The sequence below is a fragment of the Kitasatospora purpeofusca genome (genome assembly GCF_036010405.1).
GTDB lineage: Bacteria > Actinomycetota > Actinomycetes > Streptomycetales > Streptomycetaceae > Kitasatospora > Kitasatospora purpeofusca.
The window spans coordinates 4684399-4705212 of record NZ_CP108561.1; the positions used below are offsets into that span (position 1 = coordinate 4684399).

Consider the following 20814-nt stretch of genomic DNA (forward strand, 5'->3'; position numbering starts at 1 on the left):
TCGAACACCCGGACGAGCCGTTCCACCGGAGCGGCCCGGGCCTTCCCCTCCCCGGCCCGGACCGCCCCGTGGGTCGCCCTGTCATGGCCATCGCGAGATGGCCGAAAGGCGTCGCTCGGCCCGGGAGGGCATCCGCATGCCCTCCCGGACGTCGCCGCCGCCCGCGGGGATGAAGGCGGCGGCATCCCCCGGCCCGCCGGGTCCTCGACGGCGGGCCGACCCACGACCACCAGCGAATCGCCGACCAGCCGGTCGGGCCAGGGGGCACGGCCGGGCGCACATCGACACGGGACCGGAGCACGGCACTCCGGCGCGCCGCCGGGAGACCGCCGGACGGCCGGATCCCGGCGGTCCTGACCAACTTCGCGGCCCGCCCGACGCCCGGCGCCGGGCGCGCGATCCCGCCATCCGGAATGCGGCCTCTTAACCCTCGGAACGCGTCCGACTACTCTAGGTACAGCAGCTTCGGCCCGGTGCCGCCCGGGCCCCGCGCACAAGGCCGCAGGAGGTGCCGCCGCCACCATGACCGTCAGCCCACGAGGACCGAACGAACGGCTCGGCACGCTCCTGACCCTGGCGCAGATCAGCAACGCGGGTCTGGCCCGCCGGGTCAACGACCTCGGCGCGCAGCGCGGGTTGACGCTCCGCTACGACAAGACCTCGGTGGCCCGCTGGGTCAGCAAGGGCATGGTGCCGCAGGGCCCGGTGCCGCACCTGATCGCCACCGCGATCGGCGGCAAGCTCGGCCGGCCCGTGCCGCTGGAGGAGATCGGCCTCGGCGACACCGACCCGGCGCCCGAACTCGGCCTGGCCTTCCCGCGCGAGGTGCCCGACGCGGTCCGGTCCGCCACCGACCTCTGGCGGGTCGACCTCGACCTGCGCCGGGGCCCCGGCGGCGGCCGCTGGAGCGACAGCCTGGCCGGCACCTTCTCGGTCGCCGCCTACGCGACCCCGGTCTCGCGCTGGCTGATCAACCCCGCCGACGGCTCGGTGGCGCGCGAACTGCCCCGCGCCCCGGCCGAGTCGGGCTCGTACCGGGTGGGCCACTCGGACGCCGCCAAACTCCGCGAGGCCGCCCAGGAGGCCCGCCGCTGGGACTCCAAGTACGGTGGCGGGGACTGGCGTTCGTCGATGGTGCCGGAGTGCCTGCGGGTCGAGGCGGCGCCGCTGCTGCTCGCCTCGTACAGCGACGCGGTGGGCCGGGCGCTGTTCGGCGCGACGGCCGAACTCACCCGGCTGGCCGGGTGGATGGCCTTCGACACCGGCCAGCACGAGGCCGCCCAGCGCTACTACATCCAGGCCCTGCGGCTCGCCCGGGCCGCCGCGGACGTCCCGCTCGGGGGCTATGTGCTGGCCTCGATGAGCCTGCAGGCCGGCTACCGGGGCTTCGCCGAGGAGGCCGTGGACCTCGCCCAGGCCGCGCTGGAGCGCAACCGGGGCCTGGCCACCGCACGGACGATGAGCTTCTTCCACCTGGTCGAGGCCCGGGCCCAGGCCAAGGCCCGGAACGCGGCGGCGTGCGCGACCGCGCTCGGCGCCGCGGAGAGCGCGCTGGAGCGGGCGCGCGCCGGGGATCCCGATCCGGCGTGGATCGACTTCTACGCCTACGACCGGCTCGCCGCGGACGCCGCCGAGTGCTTCCGCGACCTCGGGGTGCCCGCCAAGGTCCGCCAGTTCACCCGGGAGGCGCTGGCCCGCCCCACCGAGGGGTTCGTGCGCTCGCACGGCCTGCGGCTGGTGGTCTCCGCGATGGCCGAGGCCGAGGCGGGCAACCTGGACGCGGCGGTCGCGGCCGGCGAGCGCGCCGTCGACGTGGCCGGGCGGATCTCCTCCCAGCGCAGCCGCGAGTACGTGGTGGAGATGCTGCGCCGGCTGGAGCCCTTCCAGGGCGAGCGCCGGGTGCGCGACCTGACCGAGCGCGCCCGCGCGGTGATCGTCGCCCCGGCCTGACCGACGGCGGCACCGCAGGACCCCGGACGGACCCCGGACGGACTCCGGACAGGTGCCCCGCGCGCCCGGCCGAAACGCCCCCGGGCCCACTCGACCGGCCCCCGCCGCCGTGGCAGCATCGCGGACGGACGGGGCGGTCGGACGAGACGAGGAGCGGGCCGTGCGGTACGACGTCGACGTGCTGGTGGTGGGGGGCGGGATCGTCGGGCTGGCCACGGCCCACGCCCTGACCGGGGCCCGCCCCGGACTCCGGCTCACCCTGCTGGAGAAGGAACCCGGACTGGCCGCCCACCAGACCGGCCGCAACAGCGGGGTGATCCACAGCGGCGTCTACTACCGGCCGGGCTCGCTCAAGGCCCGCTACGCGGTGGCCGGCGCCGCCGAGATGGTGGAGTTCTGCCGCACCCACGGCATCCCGCACGAGGTCACCGGCAAGCTGATCGTCGCCACCGGACCGGCCGAACTCGACCGGCTGCGCGCGCTGGCCGAACGCGGCCGGGCCAACGGCATCCCGGTCACCGAACTGGACCGCCGGGGCATCGCCGAGTACGAGCCGCAGGTCACCGGTGTCGCCGGCCTGCACATCGGGAGCACCGGCATCTGCGACTTCCCCGCCGTCGCCGCCACCTACGCGCGCCTCGCCCGCGAGGCCGGGGCGGAGATCCGCACCGGCACCGAGCTGCGCGCGATCGCCCGACGGGCCGACGGCGTCACCGTGCAGACCTCGGCCGGGGAGCTCCGCTGCCAGGTCCTGGTGAACTGCGCGGGCCTGCACAGCGACCGGATCGCCCGGCTGGCGGGCGACGACCCCGGCCTGCGGATCGTGCCCTTCCGCGGCGAGTACTACGAACTGGTCAAGGAGCGGCGGGAGCTGGTCCGCGGACTGGTCTACCCCGTGCCCGACCCGGCGTTCCCGTTCCTGGGCGTCCACCTGACCCGGGGCGTGCACGGCGACGTGCACGTCGGCCCGAACGCGGTGCCCGCGCTGGCCCGCGAGGGCTACGACTGGCGCACCGTCCGCGCCCGCGACCTGGCCGGCACCGCGGCCTTCCCCGGCACCTGGCGGATCGCCCGCCGGCACTGGCGCTACGAGGTGGGCGAGCTGCACCGCTCGCTCTCCAAACGGGCGTTCACCTCGGCCGTCCAGCGGCTTCTGCCGGCCGTCGTCCCGGCCGACCTGGTCCGGGCCGGCGCCGGGGTCCGCGCCCAGGCCGTCGCCAGGGACGGCTCGCTGCTGGACGACTTCGCCTTCGCCGGCTTCGACCCCGACGACCCGCGCTCCGCCCGACGCCTGGTGCACGTGCTGAACGCGCCCTCCCCCGCCGCGACGGCCTCGCTGCCGATCGGCCGGGAGGTGGCCCGCCGGGCGCTCGCCGCACTGGACGCGGGCGGACGGTGAGGGCGGACAGCGAGGGGGACTGCGGGGGCGGGCCGGGAGGACGGCCGCGGAGGTCGGCCCGGACCGGCCCCGGCGGCGGACGTGGGGCCCGTCACAGCCCCCTCGGCCCCCGCCCGGCGGCCCCGTAGACTCGGTTGATTGTGACTGCCACCGCCCCGATCCCCCAGCCCTCGCCCTCCGCCCGGCTCTCCGCGGCCCCCGCCGCCTACCCGGCGCCGATGTACCCGCACAAGGCCACCGAGGCCCAGCACAGCGAGCGGCGCATCCGCAGCTTCCAGCCGCGCCGGGGCCGGATGACCAACGCCCAGGCGGGCGCGCTGGACCGGAGCTGGGAGACCTACGGCATCGCGATCGACGGCACCCCGCTCGACCTGCCCGCGCTCTTCGACGGCCTGCCGGTCACCCTGGAGATCGGCTTCGGCATGGGCGAGACCACCGCCGCGATGGCCGCCGCCGACCCCGCCATGGGCATCCTGGCCGCCGACGTCCACACCCCCGGCCACGGCAACCTGCTCGGCATGCTGGAGCGCGACGGCAGCACCAACGTCCGGCCCGCCGCCGGTGACGCCGTGATCCTGCTGCGCGACATGCTCCAGGACGCCTCGCTGGCCGGTCTGCGGGTCTACTTCGCTGACCCGTGGCCCAAGCCGAAGCACCACAAGCGGCGGCTGGTCCAGCCGTCCTTCCTGGAGCTGGTCCTCCCCCGGCTGGCACCCGGCGCGCTGGTGCACTGCGCCACCGACTGGGAGCCCTACGCCGAGCAGATGCTCGCCGTGCTGTCCGCCTCCCCGGAGCTGGAGAACCTCCACCCCGAGGGTGACGGCACCGGCTGGACCGAACCGGCGGACCACCCGGACGGCTCCGTCCCGGGCTACGCGCCGCGACCGGACTGGCGCCCGGTCACCAAGTTCGAACGGGCCGGCATCGCCAAGGGCCACGTGGTGCACGACCTGCTGTTCCGCCGCCGCTGACAGCACGCCGGGCGTTCGACCCGGCGCGCCCGCACGGGCCCCGGCGCCACCGGCGGGCGCGCCCGGCGCGGACGGTTCCTCCCGACTCCGCCCGGCCGCCCGGCGGCTTGGCCTACCCTGTGCCGGGTGAGCACCCCGTCCGGCGATGGGTACCACCTCACCGTGCGGGCCGCCGACGACCGAGAGATGCCCACGCCCACCGCCGACACCCGGACCATCCCGGGGCCGCGGAGGCGCCGGGCCCAGCGGTTCGTGCCCCGGCCGGGCCGCGCCGACCCCCAGGGCCCCGCCACGCGCCGGGACGGCCCGACCGCGCCCGGACCGGCCCCCGGCCGCCGCCGACCGCTGCGCCCGGCCGCCTTCTCCGCCGTCACCGCGACGGCCGTACTGACCCTGGCCGGCTGCGGGGTGCTGATCCTCCACCTGGTCCGCCGCCAGACCGGCACCGCCGGACTGCTGGTCGGCCTCGGGCTGGCGATGGTCCCGCTGCCCTTCGTGCTCGGCGGGATCGCCTGGCTCAACCAGACCGCCCGGGTGCCGCTGCGGCACACCGTGTTCTGCCTCGGCTGGGGCGCCTGCGCCGCCACCACCGTGGCCATCCTCGCCAACGGCTGGACCAGCACCTACCTGAGCACCCACCAGGGCAGCCTCGGCGAGGCACTGGGCGCCGACCTGGTCACCCCGGTGATCGAGGAGAGCGCCAAGGGCGCCGCCCTGCTCGTCCTGCTGCTGCCGATCGGCCGGCGGCTGCACTGCGCCGCCGGGCCCGGCGGACGCCCCTGCGCCGACGTGCTGCGCCGGCTGCCGGGCCCCCGGCAGCCGCGCGGGTACGAGCGCCGGCTCGCCGGGCCGCACGCGCGCGCCCGGCTGCGGCTGCGCCCCTACCCGCGCCCGCTGCCGCACCCGGCGGCCGGGTCCGCCGCCGGCCACCGGCGGGCCCGGTCCCGGCCGCGCACCCTGGCCGCCGGGGTGGTCCTCGGCGGGATCACCGCCTGCGGCTTCGCCTTCACCGAGAACGCGCTCTACCTGGGGCGGGCGTTCACCGACGACCAGCAGCAGCGGCTGGACAGCATCGGCCTCGGCGAGCCGCCCAGCCTGCGGGACTTCGACAGCACCGTGCAGACCTTCGTCCTGCGCGGCCTGCTCTCACCGTTCGCCCATCCGCTGTTCACCGCGCTGACCGGGCTCGGCCTGGCGGTCACCCTCACCACCGGGCGCCGCCGGCTGGCCCGGCTGGCGGCGCCGACCGGGCTGGTCCTGTCGATGGCCCTGCACGGGACCTGGAACGCCGCCGCCGACCTCGGCACCCACGGCTTCCTGCTGGTCTACGCGGTGCTGATGGTGCCCTGCTTCGCCGCGCTGGTCTGCTTCTCCGCCTGGGCCCGGTCGCGGGCCGCCCGCCACCCGGGGCGAGAAGGGCCGCCGCAGCGGGCCGGGCCGCCGACGCCGCGGGCCCGGACCGGGGTGCGGACCGCCGGCCTCCTCGGCCGGCGGTGCGCCGCCCGGCTCGCGGGGTGGCTCGGGGGGCCGGCCGGGGGCCCCTGAGGAACGGATTTCCCATCCGGGCGATCTCCCCGTATTGTTGTGTTCACCGACGCGGGGTGGAGCAGCTCGGTAGCTCGCTGGGCTCATAACCCAGAGGTCGCAGGTTCAAATCCTGTCCCCGCTACTCAGTAGCAACGAAGGCCCGGAGGACTCGTCCTCCGGGCCTTCGTCGTTCCCCGGGGCACGGGTGCTCCGGGGCCGGGGCCCGGGGTCGCGGGCGTCCGCTCCGCGCCACAGTCCTGCCACCGCGCGGTAACAGCACCCCGGGGCAAGATCGACCCGTCGGGGCCGACGATCATACTGAGTGCAAAAACGACTCCTCCGGGCGCGGACCGTCGCGCCGAGTTAGGACACACACTCATGCTGTCGAAGCGCCTTGCCAGCACCACCGCGATCGGCCTGCTGCTGGTGGCCGGGGCGACCGCCTGCGGCGACAACGACAAGGCCGCCGCCGACAAGGCCACCGGCGGCAAGACCGCCGCCGCGCCGGGGCTGGACACCGAGAAGCTCACCGCCGAGGAGATCCAGAAGCAGGCCAAGGAGGCCCTGGCCGGCGCCGCCTCGGTCAAGATCACGGGCAGCTTCAACAAGGACACCGACCAGATCGCCATCGACCTGGCGGTGGACACCAAGGGCCAGTGCAAGGGCACCCTGGGCCTGCCGGGAGCAGGCAAGTTCGAGCTCCTCGGCGACGGCAAGCAGGTCTACCTGAAGCCCGACGCGGAGTTCCTGAACAGCGCCACCGGGGGGAAGAACCCGCAGGCCGTCGAGCTGCTGAAGGGCCGCTGGATCACGGGCGCGCAGAGCGACCCGGAGCTGAAGGAGCTCACCAGCGCCTGCGACCTCAAGGAGCTCACCAAGACCTTCGACGACAGCAAGGCCACCAACATCACCAAGGGCTCGGCCGGCACCGTCAACGGCGCGAAGACCTTCAGCGTCAAGTCGAAGAACAGCTCCGGCGGGGAGGTCACCCTGCACGTCGCCACCGAGGGCAAGCCGTACCCGCTGCGGCTCGAGAAGAGCGGCAAGGGCGGCGGCCAGATGGACCTCACCGACATCGACAAGCCGCTGACCGTCCAGGCCCCGCCGGCCGATCAGCAGCTCGACTTCTCGCTGTTCAAGGACAAGGTGCAGGCCGCCTGATCCGGCGGCGATAAATCCGTTGCCCTCCCTCCGGGGCGCTGCCTACAGTGGCGGCACACTGAAAGGAGGTGATCCGTGCGACGCGAAAGTCGCTGCCTTTCAGTGGCCCACAGCCAGGAGAGAGACGTGGGCCCCGACCTGTGACCGATGGTCGGTCCCCAGCCTCGGGTGCGTCGGCGGTAACGCCGGGGTGCTGAGCCGAGGTGGTCAAGCCCAAGAGCAGGACGGGCCATCGTCCAGCAACAGGCAAAGGGGAAGCTCGGACGGGTGAGCGGAAGCGAACCCTTGTTCTTACAGGTCGTTATCCTTACGCCGCGTCAATGGCATGGAATCGGCGGCGGAAAACCTCTGGTGCTGCGAAGCACGACACGGCGCAGAGCTCTTGATCGTGGCTCGTGGGGTTGAATCACCCCGTGCGTAGGTCACCGTGGAGGTCGGCTTAAAGAGGGCACCCACCCCGAGCGCAACTGAGGGCAGTGGAACGCGGGAACCCCGTATCGGTCCGGTGTGTCAGCCGGTAGGCCGGAAGCAATGAAGGCAGAACTCCGGTGCGGGAACAGGAAGGTCCAAGAAGCGAAGGCCGCCAGGGCGAAAGCTCGGGGGAACCGCCGGAATCAAGGGAACTCTCTCCCTCCGGCCATAACCCGGCGGATACCGGCAGGTGCCGGGCGCGAAAGCGGGCAGACGTGGACCTGGTAGGCCATGTAGTGATGATGACGCAGCGACTTGCTCCAAGGCGCAAGTTGGACTGAGAGGGGGACGCAGGTGCTCGTCACAGGTGAAATCCCCTCGATGAACGGAACCGAGGGCGACGCCGAATTCTGGCACAGCACCGACTGGCGCCAGGAGGAGGAGTCCGTAAAGCGACTCCGTCAGCGGATCTACAGGGCCGCTCGTGAAGGAAACCTGAAGCAGGTACGCAACCTGCAAAAGCTCATGCTGAGGTCCAGGGCCAACACCCTGACGAGTGTCAGGCGGGTAACCCAGCAGAGCACCGGAAAGAGGACGGCAGGGATCGACGGGGTAACGGCCCTCGATCCCGCGAAGCGAGGAAGGTTGGCGAGGCAGGTCATCGCCACGCCGGGCTTCCCCGCCACACCCGTCAAGCGTGTGCACATCCCGAAGGCGAACGGCAGGACGAGACCGCTCGGCATCCCGGTGATCCGGGACAGGGTCCACCAGGCACGGGTCAAGAACGCTCTTGAACCAGAATGGGAAGCCCGGTTCGAGGCACGGAGCTACGGCTTCCGCCCCGGCCGGAACTGCCAGGACGCGATCGAAGCGATCTTCGTAGTAATCGCCAAGAAGGGCTGCCGCAGGCCGTGGGTTCTCGATGCGGATCTGTCGGCGGCTTTCGATCGCATCAGCCACAAGCACCTGATGGACTCGATCGGCCTCTTCCCGGGGCGCGAGCAGGTCCGGGGGTGGCTGCGGGCCGGTGTGATGGAACAGGGCACGTTCGCCCACACGGTGGAGGGCACCCCGCAAGGCGGGGTCATCAGCCCCTTGCTGTTGAACGTGGCCTTGCACGGGATGGGTGACGCCATCGGCGCGAACCTCCCGTCGGGAGGGAAGGCCAAGGCGTCGCCGGCTCTCGTTCGGTACGCGGATGACTTCGTGGTGCTGTGCGGCACGAAGGAGGAAGCGGAGAGTCGCCGACGTGAACTCGCGGAATGGCTGGCGCTCAGGGGTCTTTCTTTCAATGAGGAGAAGACGCGCGTCGTCCACCTCGACGATGGATTCGATTTTCTGGGGTTCAACGTCCGTAAGTACAACGGCAAGGCGATCATCAAACCGAGCAAGGACGCGGCACAGCGGGCCAGGGATAGGATTAAGGAGACCATTCGCAGTCATCGGGGACAACCGGCCGAAAAGCTGGTTGAGAACCTAAACCCGTACGTCCGCGGCTGGTCAACCTACTACCGGCACGTTGTCTCGAAAGACACCTTCGGGACGCTCGACACCTATACCTATTGGGCCTTGAAACGGTGGGCACTGTACTGCCATCCGAACAAGACCGGCCGATGGATTCGGGAAAGGTACTGGGGTCAGCATCGGAAGGGGAGGAACGACAGGTGGGTGTTCGGCAGTGCCGACAGACACCTGACGAAGTTCTCCTGGACGCCGATCGTCCGACACATCGCGGTCAAGGGGGATTCTTCCCGTGATGACCCGGCACTGGAGGACTACTGGAGGAACCGGGCCCGGAAGCGGATGCCCAACGTGGAATCCAAGCGGATTCTGGCGATGGCGGATCGGCAGAAGGGGCTGTGTCCCAGATGCGGGCAGGACCTGATCGAGGGCGCGGGGTACGACCCCGATGACGTCCGCGATTGGGCGAGGTGGTTCACCGCCTCGTATCGGGGAGTGCACGTGCACCACTTGACCTACCGCAGCAAGGGTGGCAGCGACCACCCCAACAATCTGGAGCTGATTCACACGCTATGTCACCGGCAACTACATGCCGGGGACCGGAGAAAGGACCTGAACAGTGGCCAAAAGCCCGCTTGAGCCGGATGCGGTGAACAGCCGCACGTCCGGTTCTGAGGGGGCCGGGGCGCAGCGATGCGCTCCGGCTACCCGACTGAGTTGAGTTCCATCAGGATGTGTGAGGTGGCTGCTCGCTAGAGCCGCCCTTGCCTGCGCAAGGTGGGGCCCATGGTCCCCGGCCAGGCGAAATTTCCAGCAGTCACCCGGCCCGCGGGCTCACCGGTACATCCACGGTGCCTCGGCGCCAGGCCCCTCGTGGGTCCGGCACCGAGGAGCAGCCCGCGGGCCGTCTGCGTTCCCGGACGGATTTCCCGACGGGATTTCGACGGGTTTCCGCGACCGCCCGGAGGGCATCCCCGCTAGGAGTCGGCCGGCCCCGGCAAGGAGCCGGCGCGTGGGCCCTCTCTTCGGAGAGGGTCTAGAGTCGGCGCGCGCTCCGCAGGGGCGGGGTGCGGGCACTGGGGGTGTGGGCGATGGCGACACGGCGGGCCGACGGTACGGCGGCGGTGCGGACGGCTCGACGGGCCGCGGCGGGAACGCTTCCCGGCGTGGGCCTGCTGGGGCTGGCGCTGTTCTCGCTGGGGCGGCCGCACCCGTGGCAGGCCCTGGGCGGCGGGCTGGTGGTGGCCTGCGCGGCGACCCTGGTCGGCGGGGCGCTGGGGTTCCTGTTCGGGGTGCCCCGGGTGCGTGCCAACGCGGCGGACACCGAACCGCACGGCTCCTACGTGCCCAACACCAACCTCGAACAGGTCTCGGACTGGCTCACCAAGGTGCTGCTGGGCGTGGGCCTGACCCAGCTCGGCTCGATCGGCGAGCGGCTCGACCAGCTCGGCTCGACCCTCGCGCCCGTCCTGGGCGGGGGCGCGGACGCCTCGCCGTTCGCCGCCGCGCTCGTCCTCTACTTCGTGCTGCTCGGCTTCCTGGCCGGCTGGCTGCTGACCCGGCTGGCGCTGCCCCGGGTGCTCTCGGACGCGGACCGGGCGCTGGACCTCTTCCTGGCCGGGCAGGACCGGGACCGCAAGGGCGACCGGGTCGGCGCGGACGACCTGCGGATGCGGGCGATGCAGCACCTGGGCCTGGTGGGCACCAGTACCGGCAAGCCCGACGACCTGCCCGGGTCGATGCTGCCGACGGACCCCGCGGGCGGGCCGGAGGGGCTGGTGGCCGAGGTCCGGTCGACGGCCCGGCGTTCGGCGCTGACGGCCGCGCAGGTGCGGGACCTGTTCGCGGACGGCTCGGAGGGGCGGCGGGTCCAGGCACTCGCCCTGATGCAGGGCGATCCGGCGCTGGGCGACCTGCCGAGCGTGCTGGAGGCGATCGAGCACCCGCGCTCCGGGTTCGAGCAGTACCACGCGCTGCTGGCGGCGCGCGGTCTGCTGTCCCGGCTGCCGGCCGAGGAGACCCAGCAGCTGCGGGAGGCGGTGGCGGGCCGGCTGATGGCGCCGGACGGGATCCCCTACGGCTCGGACCGCAGCTGGCTGGCGGAGAAGATCCTCTCCCGGCTGGAGCCGGTGGTGTTCCTGCCGCAGCAGCAGAGCGGGCCGACGGCGGGCGCGGGCACACCGGCCGCGCCCGGGGGCGGTACTGGGGCCGGGGCCGGTTCGGATGCTCCGGCGCCGGGCGCCGGACAGCCCGGCGCCGGATAGCCGGACCCGGAGGTCACCGTCGCGGACGCCCCGGGGTGGGCGGACCGGGCGCGGACCGGGGGCGGCGCTCCCGGTGGTCCGCCCGGCGCAGTACGAGCATCCGGCGGGGGCGGGCGCCCTCGGTGACCGGCGGGAGGGTCCGGATCTCGCTGGCGATCCGGCGCTCGCCGAGCAGGTACCGGACGGTGTCGAGGTGGCCGGCCCGGCGGCCCGTGCCGTCGAACAGCGGATGGACCCGGACCTCACCGGCGGGCGCGGTGACCCGGACCAGCTCGGTCAGCGCGGCCAGCTGCCGCTCGGGCCCGAACAGCGCGGGATAGGCGAAGACCAGGTAGCCGCTGAGGGTGAGGGCGAAGGTGCCGTCCGCGAACGGGAGCCTGGGCAGCGCGGCGGCGACGTACTGCCCGGGGTGGGCCGCGCGGTCGGCCGCGAAGAGCCGGCGGGCCCGGTCCCAGCTGCGCAGGTAGCGCTCGGGCGGGCGGTGGCGGCGGGGCGGGTAGAGCTCGGGGCTGGCGTCCATCGCGGCGGCCATGGCCGCCCGGGCGGCCAGCGCGCTCGCGGCGATCTCGTCGGCGGGCCGGGCGTACACCGGGTCGGTGGCGATGACCCGGCAGCCGAGCGGACGGGCCTCGGCGGCCAGGGCGGCGGCTCCGCCGGGGCAGTCGAGCAGCGGGCCCCGGAGGTCGGCGAGCGCGGCCCGGGTGAGGCCGAAGAGGCCGCAGTACTCGTCCAGCGGACGGGAGGTCACCAGGGCGGCTGCCGGGGCCGGGGAGGTTCGGTCGGCCATCGCGGCCATCCGAACACGGCCCGCCGGGGGCCGCATCCGCAGACGGCCGGCCGAAGGATCGGCCGGCCGGGGACGGAACGGGACTAGACGGGACGGGGAGGAGACAGGGGCGAGCGGTGCGAGCGGCTCAGCGGCCGAGCAGGCCCCGGGCGGCGAGGCGGCTGACGTTGGTCAGACCGCGCACCAGCTGCGGGGTGACGAAGACGAACAGCAGGCCGACCAGGCAGACGCCCGCGATCTGCAGCGGCGACTCGATGTAGTAGACGTGGTGGCCGGAGCCGTTGGTGAAGTCGAAGAGCCGGTAGCCGGGCCAGTCCGTCCAGCGCGCGAAGACCCAGTGGTAGGCGGGGTAGAGCGCGAGCGTCCAGCCGACGCAGAGGAAGACCAGCGACAGCGTCATGCCGAGGATCGCCCACGGGAACATCACCACCTGGTACAGCACGGCCTTCCAGCCGGCCGCGTCCGCCAGCCGGGCGGTGATGGCGCCCCAGAAGCCGGGCCGGGGCCGGACCGGGGCCGGACCGGGGACGTCCAGGGCCAGCAGGCCGCGGACCCGGGCCCGCTCCAGTCGGCCGAAGCCCCGGGCCGCCGTGGTCAGAGCGGCCAGGACCGGCAGGCCAAGCACCGTCACGAAGGTGCCGACGCCCATGGCGAACAGCGTGACGGCGGTGACGAAGCCGAGGATCGCCACCGGCAGACCGGTCAGCGTGTAGCCGACCTCCCGGTAGAAGTAGGAGCTGAACGGGGCCCGCCAGGCGTACGGCGGCTCCTCGGTGCGGTGGACGGCGCCGGGGCGGTGGCCGTCCGCGTCGTCCTTCGCGTACCCGGTGCGGCCGTCGTACGCCTCGTACTCGCTGCGCTGCGTGGTGTGGGTGCTCATGGCCGGGTCACGGTCCCTCGGGTCGGTCGCGGTTCGGGCTCGTCGGGCGTCTCCCCCGACTCCTGAAGCCTGTCAAAACGCGCGGCCGCCGGACATCCGGCTCCCCGGCGAACCGGGGGTGGGGCTATCCCCCCTGCAGCGGTCCCCCCGGCACCGCGCTCCCGGCCGGCGGGTCGTCGGCGAGCAGGGCGTACTGCTGGGCGTCGCGCCAGCCGTCCGGGCCCCGGTAGTCGTGCCGGACCCGCCCCTCCAGCCGGAAGCCCGCCCGCTCCAGCACCCGGATCGAGGCGGCGTTGTCGACGTCGACCCGGGCCTCCAGCCGGTGCACGCCGAGCGGGCCGAAGGCGAAGTCGCGCAGCAGGGTGACCAGCTCCCCCGCGAAGCCGGAGCCCCAGACGTCGCGGCGCAGCGCGTAGCCGATCGTGGCGGCGCGGTACGGGACGAGGCCGAGCGCGGCGTTGCCGATCGGGACGGCGCGGGCCGGGTCGTCGGCGTCGGCCCGGAGGGTGACGGCGAGCCGGTAGACCTCCCGGGGCTCCTTCTCGGCCTCCTCGACGAACTGGGCGACCTGGTCGTCGCAGGTATCCAGGTCGCGCGGGGCGAACGGGAGGTAGCGGGTGGCCTCCGGGTCGCCGAACACGGCGTGCAGCGCGGCCACGTCCTCGGGGCTGTGGTGGAACTCGCGAACGGCAAGCCGGGGGCCGGTGAGTCGAACGGGGACCATGGCTCCCGACCCTACCCGCGACCAGCGGTTACGGTTCGTGGTTATGGAAGACGAAGACCTGCGGCTCGCCCCGCGCACCAAGGCCGCCGAGCTGCTCGTATGGGCGGAGGCGGAGGGCCGCGAGCCGGTCGCCGAGAGCCCGCTGCGAGCGGTGCTGGCGCTGTTGGAGCTGGGCGAGGGCAGGATGCACGACGGCTGGCCCGAAGTCACCTCCGCCGCGGTGGAGCACCTGCTGTACGAGCGGCTGTACCTGTACGTCCAGCCGGAGCCGGGCCAGGACCCGCTGGCGTACGGCGCGGCGGTGCGGCTGCTGATCGACCACCGGCGGGCGGCGAAGCGGCTGAACGCCAAGCGGCAGGAGCGGCTGCACGCGGAGGCCGAGTGGCAGGGTGAGGTGGCGGCCGGGCTGCTGCGCCGGGCGGACCTGGTGACCTGGCCCCGGCTGTACACGCTGCTGCTGCGCGCGGCCGGGGTGGACACCGCCGACGGGGCGGCGGTACGGGCCTGGCTGGAGGGGTTCCGGGAGCTGCCGGAGGAGGAGCGGACGGCGGCGTTCGAGGCGCTGGAGGCGGACGGCACGCTGGACCCGGTGGACGACGGGGGCTGGGAGGCGGGCGGCCGGACGCTGGCGGTCGGGATGGCGACGGACGGTGCGCGGCGGCTGCTGGAGCAGGGGCTGATGCGGCGCAGCTACCGGAACCTGGCCGAGCTGACGGCGCTGGGCCGGCCGATGCCGGAGGAGCTGGCCGGGGACTTCGGGGCGTTCGAGGAGGCGGCGGCGCGGGCGGCTCTGGAGCTGGCCGGCACCTGGACGGTGCCGGGGCTGCCGGAGCTGCTGGTGGCGGAGTTCCCGGAGCTGGCGCCGGAGCCGGGGCCGGCGGAGATCGACGCCTATCTGGCCGGGCTGGACGCGGCCTGGGCGGAGGAGCCGGCCGACGGCGAGTGGCCGGCGGACGCCGAGGAGCCTGCGGACGGCGAGGAGCCTGCGGACGGCGAGTGGCCGGCGGACGCCGAGGAGCCTGCGGACGGCGAGTGGCCGGCGGAGGCGGGGGAACCGGCCCCGGAGTAGACGCGGAGGACGGCGAGGGACCCCGGCCGGTGCGGCCGGGGTCCCTCGTCCTGTTCGGGGGGAGGCGGGGTCAGGGGGTGACGCCGCGCTGCTCGAACCAGGTCTCCGGGTCGACCGGGGCGCCGCCGCCGGGGCGGACCTCGACGTGCAGGTGGGCGCCGGTGACGTTGCCGGTCGCGCCGACCTTGCCGATCTGCTGGCCGGGGAGGACCTTGCCGGAGCCCTTGATGATCGAGGAGAGGTGGCAGTACCAGATCTCGGTGCCGTCGGGCAGGGTCTCGACGATCCGGTAGCCGTAGGCGCCGGCCCAGCCGGCCGAGGTGATGGTGCCCTGGCCGACCGCGTAGACGGGTTCGCCCTGGTCGGCGGCGAAGTCGAGGCCGGTGTGCAGGTGCGCCCAGTAGCGCGCGCTCTGGCCGTAGTGGGCGGAGAGCCGGTAGTCGCGCACCGGCAGCTTGATGGCCGCGAGCTTGGCCTTCTCGGCCTCCTCGGCGGTGCGCCTGGCCTGCTCCTGCTGGGCGACCTGGGCGGCGCGCTTGGCCTCGGCCTCCTGGGCGGCCTGGACCCGGGCCGTCTCCTCGGCCGCGGTGCGCTGGCTGTCGGCCTGCTGCTGGATCCGGGCGGCGAGCGCGAGGCCGGGGTCGGCGGAGAGCGCGACCGGGGTCTCGTCGGGGCTCTCCACGGCGGGCGCGGCGGCCGGGGTGGCGGAGGCGAAGCCGGTCGCGCCCAGGGTGGCGGCGACGGCGGTGACGCCGAGCAGCGGCGCGGCGCCGCGGGTCTGACGGGGCATCCGGTGCCGGCTGGTGTCGGCGGCCGGCGGGGCGCTCTCGTCGGCGGGCCCGCCGAAGGGGCCGCGGCCGGCGAACGGGCCCGGATGATCGAGCAGCTGGGTGCCGGTGGAGGACCCGGACGGGTGTGCCTGGGTGTGCGTCGACGCCACGGAGGCGCGCTCCTTTCCTTCCTTCGCGCCTACCGGGTTAGCTGACGGGTTCGGAGCAGGAAGGTCTCCTACGGCTGAGCCCGGGCGGTGCCCTGACCCTGCCGATTCACCCCAAGGAACATGGTTCCCCGGCTCCCATGACCTGCCCGGAGGCCGGCCGGCGGGATTAGGCGACGGCGCACGGTGCCGTCTGGGTACGGCGTTGCGGACCGCGCTGCGTTATCAAACGTTAATCCGAGAGTCCCCCGATTCCAAGCCATCCGTTGGTGACGACCGGACACGGATCGGACGCTACGGGGCTGGATGGGCGTTTTGTGACGATTGATGACAGCTGACGCTACCGAACGTGAGGGGACGTCAACGAACGGGGTCCCATCTGAGTACGACTACTCATGTGCGGCCGGGACCGCGCGGCCATTCTGGGCGCCATGAGCGCACCGATGCAGTCACGCACCACGGCCGCCTACTACATCCAGGCCGTCCTGTCCTTCGCCCTGTCCGGCGCCGCCCTCGGCTTCGGGATCGCCTTCCTCCCGGTCGAGCCGTGGACCAGGGCCTTCCTCGCCGTCGGCCTGCTCTGGACGGTCACCTCCGCGTTCACCCTGGCCAAGGTGGTCCGGGACCGGCAGGAGACCACCGACCTCGTCACCAGGGTCGACCAGGCCCGGCTGGACAAGCTGCTGACCGAGCACGACCCGTTCAAGGTGGAGGGAGTCTGACCGGCCCGGGTGCGGACCGCCGCTCGGGAGGGCTTGACGGCTAAGGCTATTAGCCTTAGCTTTATGGCTATCGGCACTCGCCGACGACCCGCCCCGAGGAGGCTCCCATGAACGGCACCATCGCCCCCGCCACCCGCTACCTCGACCTCCCCGGTGGCCGGATCGCCTTCGACGACACCGGGCACGGCGACGGCGCCCCCGTCGTCCTGCTCCCCGGGATGCTCGACAGCCGGGCCGCGTACCGGCACCTGCGCCCGCTGCTGACCGCCGCCGGCCGCCGGGTGATCACCATGGACCTGCGCGGCTTCGGCGAGTCCTCGATCCTCTGGGAGGACTACTCCCCCGCCGCGATCGCCGGCGACGTCCTCGCCCTGCTGGACCACCTGGGCATCGACCGGGCCGTACTGGCGGGCAACTCCTACACCGGCGCCAGCGTGGTCAGGGCCGCCGCGGACGCCCCCGGGCGGGTCGCCGGGATCGTCCTGATCGACGCCTTCGTCGAGAACGTGCCGCCCACCGCCCTGCAGCGGGCGATGGTCCGGGCGATGGGCGCGCTGCTGGTCCGCTCGCCCGCGTTCTGGGGGCTCTACCTGCGCAAGGCCGCCTTCCCCGGCCCCAAGCCCGCCGACCACGAGGAGTACGTGGCCGGACTGGTCTCCGCGCTGCGCACCCCGGGCCGGCGGACCGCCACCCGCGGCTATGTGCACGGCGACGCCTCGCCCGTCGGCTGGACCTCGGCCGTGCGCTGCCCGGCGCTGGTGGTGATGGGTTCCAAGGACCCCGACTTCGGCGACCCGGAGCTGGTCGCCGACCGGCAGGCCGCCGCGCTCGGGGCGCGCAGGGTGATGGTGGAGGGCGCCGGGCACTACCCGATGGCCGACCACCCGGAGGCCACCGCCGGGGCGCTGCTGGGCTTCCTCGCCGAGCTGGCCTGAAGCCACGCGCCTGACGCCCCGCGCCTGACGCCAGCGCGCCGTCCGTCGCCGCCCCGCCCTCCCGCCGCCGTCGCACTCGCCCGCACGCCCCCCGCCGAGCCACCACGCCCACCAGGAGAACCCACGATGCCCCGAGTCGGACTCACCCCCGAGCAGGTCGTCGACCACGCCCTCGCCCTCGTCGACGAGCAGGGCCCCGAGGCCCTCACCCTGGCCGCCGTCGCCGCCCGCGCCAAGGTCGCCACCCCGTCGCTCTACAAGCACGTCAGCGGCGGACTGGCCGAACTGCGCCGGCTGATCGCCGTCCGGGTCACCGAGGAGCTGGCCGACCGGCTCGCCGAAGCGGCGCTGGGCCGGAGCGGGGACGAGGCGGTCGCCGCCGTCCTGCGGGCCTACCACGCGTACGCCACCGAGCGCCCGCACCGCTACGCCGCGCTGCCGCAGGCCCCGCAGCAGGACGAGGACCTGGCGAGCGCGGCCGCCCGACTGGTCGGGGTGATCGTCGCGGTGCTCCGCGGCTACGGGCTGGAGGGCTCCGAGGCGATCCACGCGGCCCGCACCTTCCGCTCGCTGGCCCACGGCTTCGCCGCGCTGTCGGCGGCCGGCGGCTTCCAGCTCGCCGAGGACCTCGGGGAGACCCAGGAGCGGATGATCACCGTCATGACCGCCGGGCTGCGCGACTGGCCCCGCTGAGCCCGGACGGGCGCGGAGCGAGCGGGGGGCTGGCGGGGGCTGGCGGGGGCTGGCGGGGGCGGGAACGCCGAAGGGCCCGGAGCGTGCTGCTCCGGGCCCTTCGGACTGGTGTGGGGCTAACAGGACTTGAACCTGTGGCCTCTTCCTTATCAGGGAAGCGCTCTAACCGTCTGAGCTATAGCCCCGCGCCGTTGCGACCCGCCACCGCGGGGGCGGCACGTCGTACGGAGAAGGGTACCGGACCCGGCGGGGACCCACGCACACCAGGCGGCCCGGGCGCCCGGGGGCACACCGTTCGACTCTCCCCTCACCCGATTAAGAAATAAGGTATTAAGAATTAACTGCCCCATAAGGCACCGGAGAGGCCGGCCATCCCGTGGACCCGCGCAGCAGCCCCACCGCGCGCAGTGCCATGCGCTGCGTCCGCTTATTGCTGGGCTGCGCCGGCGCCGCCGAACTGCTCGGTACCGTCCTGGCCGAGGGCCCGAGCTGGATCACCGGTGAGGGCTCGGCGCTCTACCTGCTGGACTCCACCGGGATGCTCCGGCTCACGGCCTCCCACGGCCTGCCCGACTGGGCCCACGAGCGCTACAGCGTGGTCGATCCGGCCGGGGACCTGCCCGCCGCGATGGCGCTGCGGCTGCGCCGCCCCTATCTGCTGAGCCCCGAACGCACCAGTACCGACTATCCGAACCGGAACGCCGGGATGGGCACCGGGATGGTCGCCGTCGCCACCCTGCCGATGGTCGTCGACACCCGGCCGCTGGGCGTCCTCGCCCTCGCGCTCGCCCACCGGGGGACCGTCCCCCGGCGCGACCTGGACGTGCTGGAGACCCTCGCGGACGCCTGCGGGCACCGGCTCGGGTACCTGTTGGAGCACGCCAGGGCCGGCACCGGGGCACTCGGCGGAGCGGACGGCTCCGGGGGCCGCGCCGGGCCCGAGGGGCACTCCGGACACGAGGGACACCCGGGGCACGAGGGGCGCTCCGACCGGGGTGCGGCGGACGGGGTGCGCCCCGGCCTGTGCGCCGGCGTCGGCGACCCGGCCGCCGCGACCGCCCACTCGATGCTCTCGCTCGCCGTCCGGGCCTCCGGGCACGGGGCCTTCGAGCGCGACCTGGTCACCGGCGAGACCCACTGGGACGCCCAGGCACTGCGGCTGGTCGGCCGGCCGGCACCGGAGGGCGGCGGCACCTCCCCCGCGCCCTCCCTGGACCTCGTGGTCCACCCCGAGGACCTCCCCGACGTCCAGGCCGCCATGGCCGAGGCACTCGCCACCGGCGGCCCGTACCGGCTCCGCTACCGGGTGCCGCGCCGGGGCGGCGGGGTGATCCGGATCGAGGAGACCGGCGAGGTGATGCGGGACGTGCACCGCCGCCCGGTGCGGATCGCCGGCCTGATCGCCGATCTCGACCACGGCCGGGCCCCCGGCGAACGCCCGCCCGGGGACGGACCGCGCCGGGACGGACCGCCCGGCGGACGGTCCCCGGCCCCGTCCGCCGAGGGCACCCCGTCCGACCCGTCCGACCCGTCCGCCCCGGGCCCGGAGGCCGCCGCCGAGGGCACCTCCGCCGCCGGGGCCCGGTCGGCGCTGCTGCTGGCGCTCACCCGGGCGCTGTCCCGGGCGGTCACCGTCCACGACGTCACCACGGCCGTCACCGACATCTGCCGACCGGCCTTCGGGGCGGCCGGCATCGTGCTGGACCTGGTCGACGAGGGCCGGCTGCTGCCCGTCTCGCACACCGTCTACGGGGGCGAGCGGCGCACCGAGCTGACCCGGCTGGCCGACCTCTCGGAGGGCGTGATGCAGCGCGCCCTGGCCCGGTCGGCCCCGCTGTTCAGCGAGCCGGCCCGGCGCGGACGCGGTCGCGGGCGCGGACCGGAGCAGCCGGTCGGGCCCGCCGGGGAGGGCGGCGGGACCGGCAGTCCGCTCGCCCCCGCCGCGTGGGCGGTGCTGCCGCTGATCGCCTCCGGACGGCAGGTCGGCTCCTGCCTGATCACCTTCGCCACCGAGCGCGCGTTCGGCCGCGAGGACCGCACCCTCTACTCCTCGTTCGCGGGCATCCTGGCCCAGTCCCTGGAGCGGGCCAGGCTCTACGACACCCACCACCACCGGGCGACCGAGCTGCAGCGCGCGATGCTGCCGCGCACCCTGCCCCAGCTGCCCGGGATCGCCAGCGCCGCCCGCTACCTGCCGAGCACCGAGGGCATGCAGATCGGCGGCGACTGGTACGACCTGCTCCGGCTGCCGGACGGCCGGATCGGGCTGGTGATCGGGGACGTCCAGGGCCACAACGCCGAGGCCACGGCGGTGATGGGGCAGTTGCGCAGCGGACTGCGGGCCTACGCGACCGACGGGCACGACCCGGCCGCCACGCTCGCCCGGACCAGCCGGCTGCTGACCGAACTGGACACCGAGCTGTTCGCCACCTGCCTGTACCTGACCCTCGACCCGGCCGACGGCACCCTGCGGGCGGCCCGGGCCGGGCACCCGGCGCCGGTCCGGGTCACCGCGGACGCCCGGGCGGTGGAGCTGGACCTGCCCGGCGGCCCGCCGCTGGGCGTCGCCCCCGAGCGGCCCTACCCGCTGGCGGTCGAGTACCTGCCGCCCGGCGAGACGCTGCTCGCCTACACCGACGGCCTGGTGGAGGACCGCGAGGAGGACTACGACGAGTCGGTGCACCGGATGCTCGGCGGGCTGGAACTGTGGGCGCGCAACGCCGGTCCGGTCCGGCCCGAACCGGGGCCGGACCTGGAAAAGCTGGCCGATCTGCTCACCCTGAACGTGACCGAGCGGCGTTCGCGCCCGGACGACGTCGCGTTGCTGCTGTTGCACCGCTTGTCGGCTGTGCACCAGCGGGGCTGACGGGACACCGGTCGACTGCCCACGGACAGTCCGATCGCGTCCGAACCAGTACGGACC

At 74.2% G+C, this 20814-nt stretch carries 16 protein-coding genes, 2 tRNA genes and 1 riboswitch; of the genes, 13 read left to right on the top strand and 5 right to left on the bottom strand.

From position 1 onward, the window contains the following. Nucleotides 1-522: 522 nt before the first annotated feature. From OG715_RS20720 to OG715_RS20755, 8 genes are all read left to right on the top strand, one after another. Nucleotides 523-1950 carry an MFS transporter gene (locus tag OG715_RS20720; protein ID WP_266270301.1) on the top strand — a complete coding sequence of 476 codons (1428 nt, stop codon included), beginning with the start codon at nt 523-525 and terminating at the stop codon, nt 1948-1950. Nucleotides 1951-2110: 160 nt separating this feature from the next. After that, nucleotides 2111-3349, top strand: coding sequence for an L-2-hydroxyglutarate oxidase (gene lhgO, locus OG715_RS20725; protein WP_266270302.1), 1239 nt, complete (start codon nt 2111-2113; stop codon nt 3347-3349). A gap of 140 nt (nt 3350-3489) precedes the next feature. Next, nucleotides 3490-4320, top strand: coding sequence for a tRNA (guanosine(46)-N7)-methyltransferase TrmB (gene trmB, locus OG715_RS20730; RefSeq protein ID WP_030398586.1), 831 nt, complete (start codon nt 3490-3492; stop codon nt 4318-4320). Between the two features lie 126 nt (nt 4321-4446). Further along, entirely contained in the window at nt 4447-5865 is a 1419-nt protein-coding gene (locus tag OG715_RS20735) for a PrsW family intramembrane metalloprotease (RefSeq protein ID WP_266270303.1), read from the top strand. 50 nt (nt 5866-5915) lie between these two features. Then, nucleotides 5916-5989, top strand: a tRNA-Met gene (locus OG715_RS20740). Between the two features lie 236 nt (nt 5990-6225). Then, nucleotides 6226-7008, top strand: a complete 783-nt coding sequence (locus OG715_RS20745; protein WP_266270304.1) for a hypothetical protein — start codon at nt 6226-6228, stop codon at nt 7006-7008. A 792-nt stretch (nt 7009-7800) separates the two neighbouring features. After that, a complete protein-coding gene (gene ltrA / locus OG715_RS20750; RefSeq protein ID WP_266270305.1) occupies nt 7801-9519 on the top strand; it encodes a group II intron reverse transcriptase/maturase in 1719 nt (572 codons plus the stop codon). 527 nt (nt 9520-10046) lie between these two features. Next, nucleotides 10047-11144, top strand: a complete 1098-nt coding sequence (locus tag OG715_RS20755; protein ID WP_266270307.1) for a hypothetical protein — start codon at nt 10047-10049, stop codon at nt 11142-11144. 13 nt (nt 11145-11157) lie between these two features. Here the strand turns inward: OG715_RS20755 and OG715_RS20760 are convergent, their stop codons facing one another. From OG715_RS20760 to OG715_RS20770, 3 genes are all read right to left on the bottom strand, one after another. Then, entirely contained in the window at nt 11158-11931 is a 774-nt protein-coding gene (locus OG715_RS20760) for a hypothetical protein (RefSeq protein WP_266270308.1), read from the bottom strand. A gap of 127 nt (nt 11932-12058) precedes the next feature. Then, nucleotides 12059-12811 carry a sensor domain-containing protein gene (locus tag OG715_RS20765; protein WP_266270309.1) on the bottom strand — a complete coding sequence of 251 codons (753 nt, stop codon included), beginning with the start codon at nt 12809-12811 and terminating at the stop codon, nt 12059-12061. Nucleotides 12812-12935: 124 nt separating this feature from the next. Continuing rightward, nucleotides 12936-13535, bottom strand: a complete 600-nt coding sequence (locus tag OG715_RS20770) for a GNAT family N-acetyltransferase (RefSeq protein ID WP_266270311.1) — start codon at nt 13533-13535, stop codon at nt 12936-12938. A 43-nt stretch (nt 13536-13578) separates the two neighbouring features. Here OG715_RS20770 and OG715_RS20775 point away from each other — a divergent pair, with 43 nt between their 5' ends. After that, nucleotides 13579-14604, top strand: coding sequence for a hypothetical protein (locus OG715_RS20775; protein ID WP_266270312.1), 1026 nt, complete (start codon nt 13579-13581; stop codon nt 14602-14604). A 70-nt stretch (nt 14605-14674) separates the two neighbouring features. On the opposite strand, the gene OG715_RS20780 is transcribed toward OG715_RS20775, so the two are convergent. Beyond that, on the bottom strand, nt 14675-15544 hold the full coding sequence (locus OG715_RS20780) for a M23 family metallopeptidase (RefSeq protein WP_266270313.1): 870 nt from the start codon (nt 15542-15544) through the stop codon (nt 14675-14677). Between the two features lie 12 nt (nt 15545-15556). After that, nucleotides 15557-15727: riboswitch (cyclic di-AMP (ydaO/yuaA leader) on the bottom strand. Between the two features lie 245 nt (nt 15728-15972). On the opposite strand from OG715_RS20780, the gene OG715_RS20785 reads away from it, so the two are divergent. The 3 genes from OG715_RS20785 to OG715_RS20795 all read left to right on the top strand — a co-directional run bounded on the left by OG715_RS20785 (nt 15973) and on the right by OG715_RS20795 (nt 17891). Beyond that, a complete protein-coding gene (locus OG715_RS20785) occupies nt 15973-16263 on the top strand; it encodes a YiaA/YiaB family inner membrane protein (protein WP_030397838.1) in 291 nt (96 codons plus the stop codon). A 107-nt stretch (nt 16264-16370) separates the two neighbouring features. Beyond that, entirely contained in the window at nt 16371-17198 is an 828-nt protein-coding gene (locus OG715_RS20790; protein ID WP_266270314.1) for an alpha/beta fold hydrolase, read from the top strand. Nucleotides 17199-17324: 126 nt separating this feature from the next. Next, a complete protein-coding gene (locus OG715_RS20795; RefSeq protein ID WP_266270315.1) occupies nt 17325-17891 on the top strand; it encodes a TetR/AcrR family transcriptional regulator in 567 nt (188 codons plus the stop codon). A 111-nt stretch (nt 17892-18002) separates the two neighbouring features. Here OG715_RS20795 and OG715_RS20800 read toward each other — a convergent pair. Next, a tRNA-Ile gene (locus tag OG715_RS20800) sits at nt 18003-18076 on the bottom strand. A gap of 191 nt (nt 18077-18267) precedes the next feature. Between OG715_RS20800 and OG715_RS20805 the strand changes: the two genes are divergently transcribed. Continuing rightward, nucleotides 18268-20757, top strand: a complete 2490-nt coding sequence (locus OG715_RS20805) for a SpoIIE family protein phosphatase (protein WP_266270316.1) — start codon at nt 18268-18270, stop codon at nt 20755-20757. The last annotated feature ends 57 nt before the right edge of the window (nt 20758-20814 follow it).

What these genes read in the sequence shown, in the direction of transcription:
- OG715_RS20720 (WP_266270301.1), top strand. Translation starts at nt 523, where the DNA reads ATGACCGTCAGCCCACGAGGACCGAACGAACGGCTCGGCACGCTCCTG.
- OG715_RS20745 (WP_266270304.1), top strand. Translation starts at nt 6,226, where the DNA reads ATGCTGTCGAAGCGCCTTGCCAGCACCACCGCGATCGGCCTGCTGCTG.
- ltrA (WP_266270305.1), top strand. Translation starts at nt 7,801, where the DNA reads ATGAACGGAACCGAGGGCGACGCCGAATTCTGGCACAGCACCGACTGG.
- OG715_RS20760 (WP_266270308.1), bottom strand. Translation starts at nt 11,931, where the DNA reads ATGGCCGACCGAACCTCCCCGGCCCCGGCAGCCGCCCTGGTGACCTCC.
- OG715_RS20765 (WP_266270309.1), bottom strand. Translation starts at nt 12,811, where the DNA reads ATGAGCACCCACACCACGCAGCGCAGCGAGTACGAGGCGTACGACGGC.
- OG715_RS20770 (WP_266270311.1), bottom strand. Translation starts at nt 13,535, where the DNA reads ATGGTCCCCGTTCGACTCACCGGCCCCCGGCTTGCCGTTCGCGAGTTC.
- OG715_RS20775 (WP_266270312.1), top strand. Translation starts at nt 13,579, where the DNA reads ATGGAAGACGAAGACCTGCGGCTCGCCCCGCGCACCAAGGCCGCCGAG.
- OG715_RS20785 (WP_030397838.1), top strand. Translation starts at nt 15,973, where the DNA reads ATGAGCGCACCGATGCAGTCACGCACCACGGCCGCCTACTACATCCAG.
- OG715_RS20790 (WP_266270314.1), top strand. Translation starts at nt 16,371, where the DNA reads ATGAACGGCACCATCGCCCCCGCCACCCGCTACCTCGACCTCCCCGGT.
- OG715_RS20795 (WP_266270315.1), top strand. Translation starts at nt 17,325, where the DNA reads ATGCCCCGAGTCGGACTCACCCCCGAGCAGGTCGTCGACCACGCCCTC.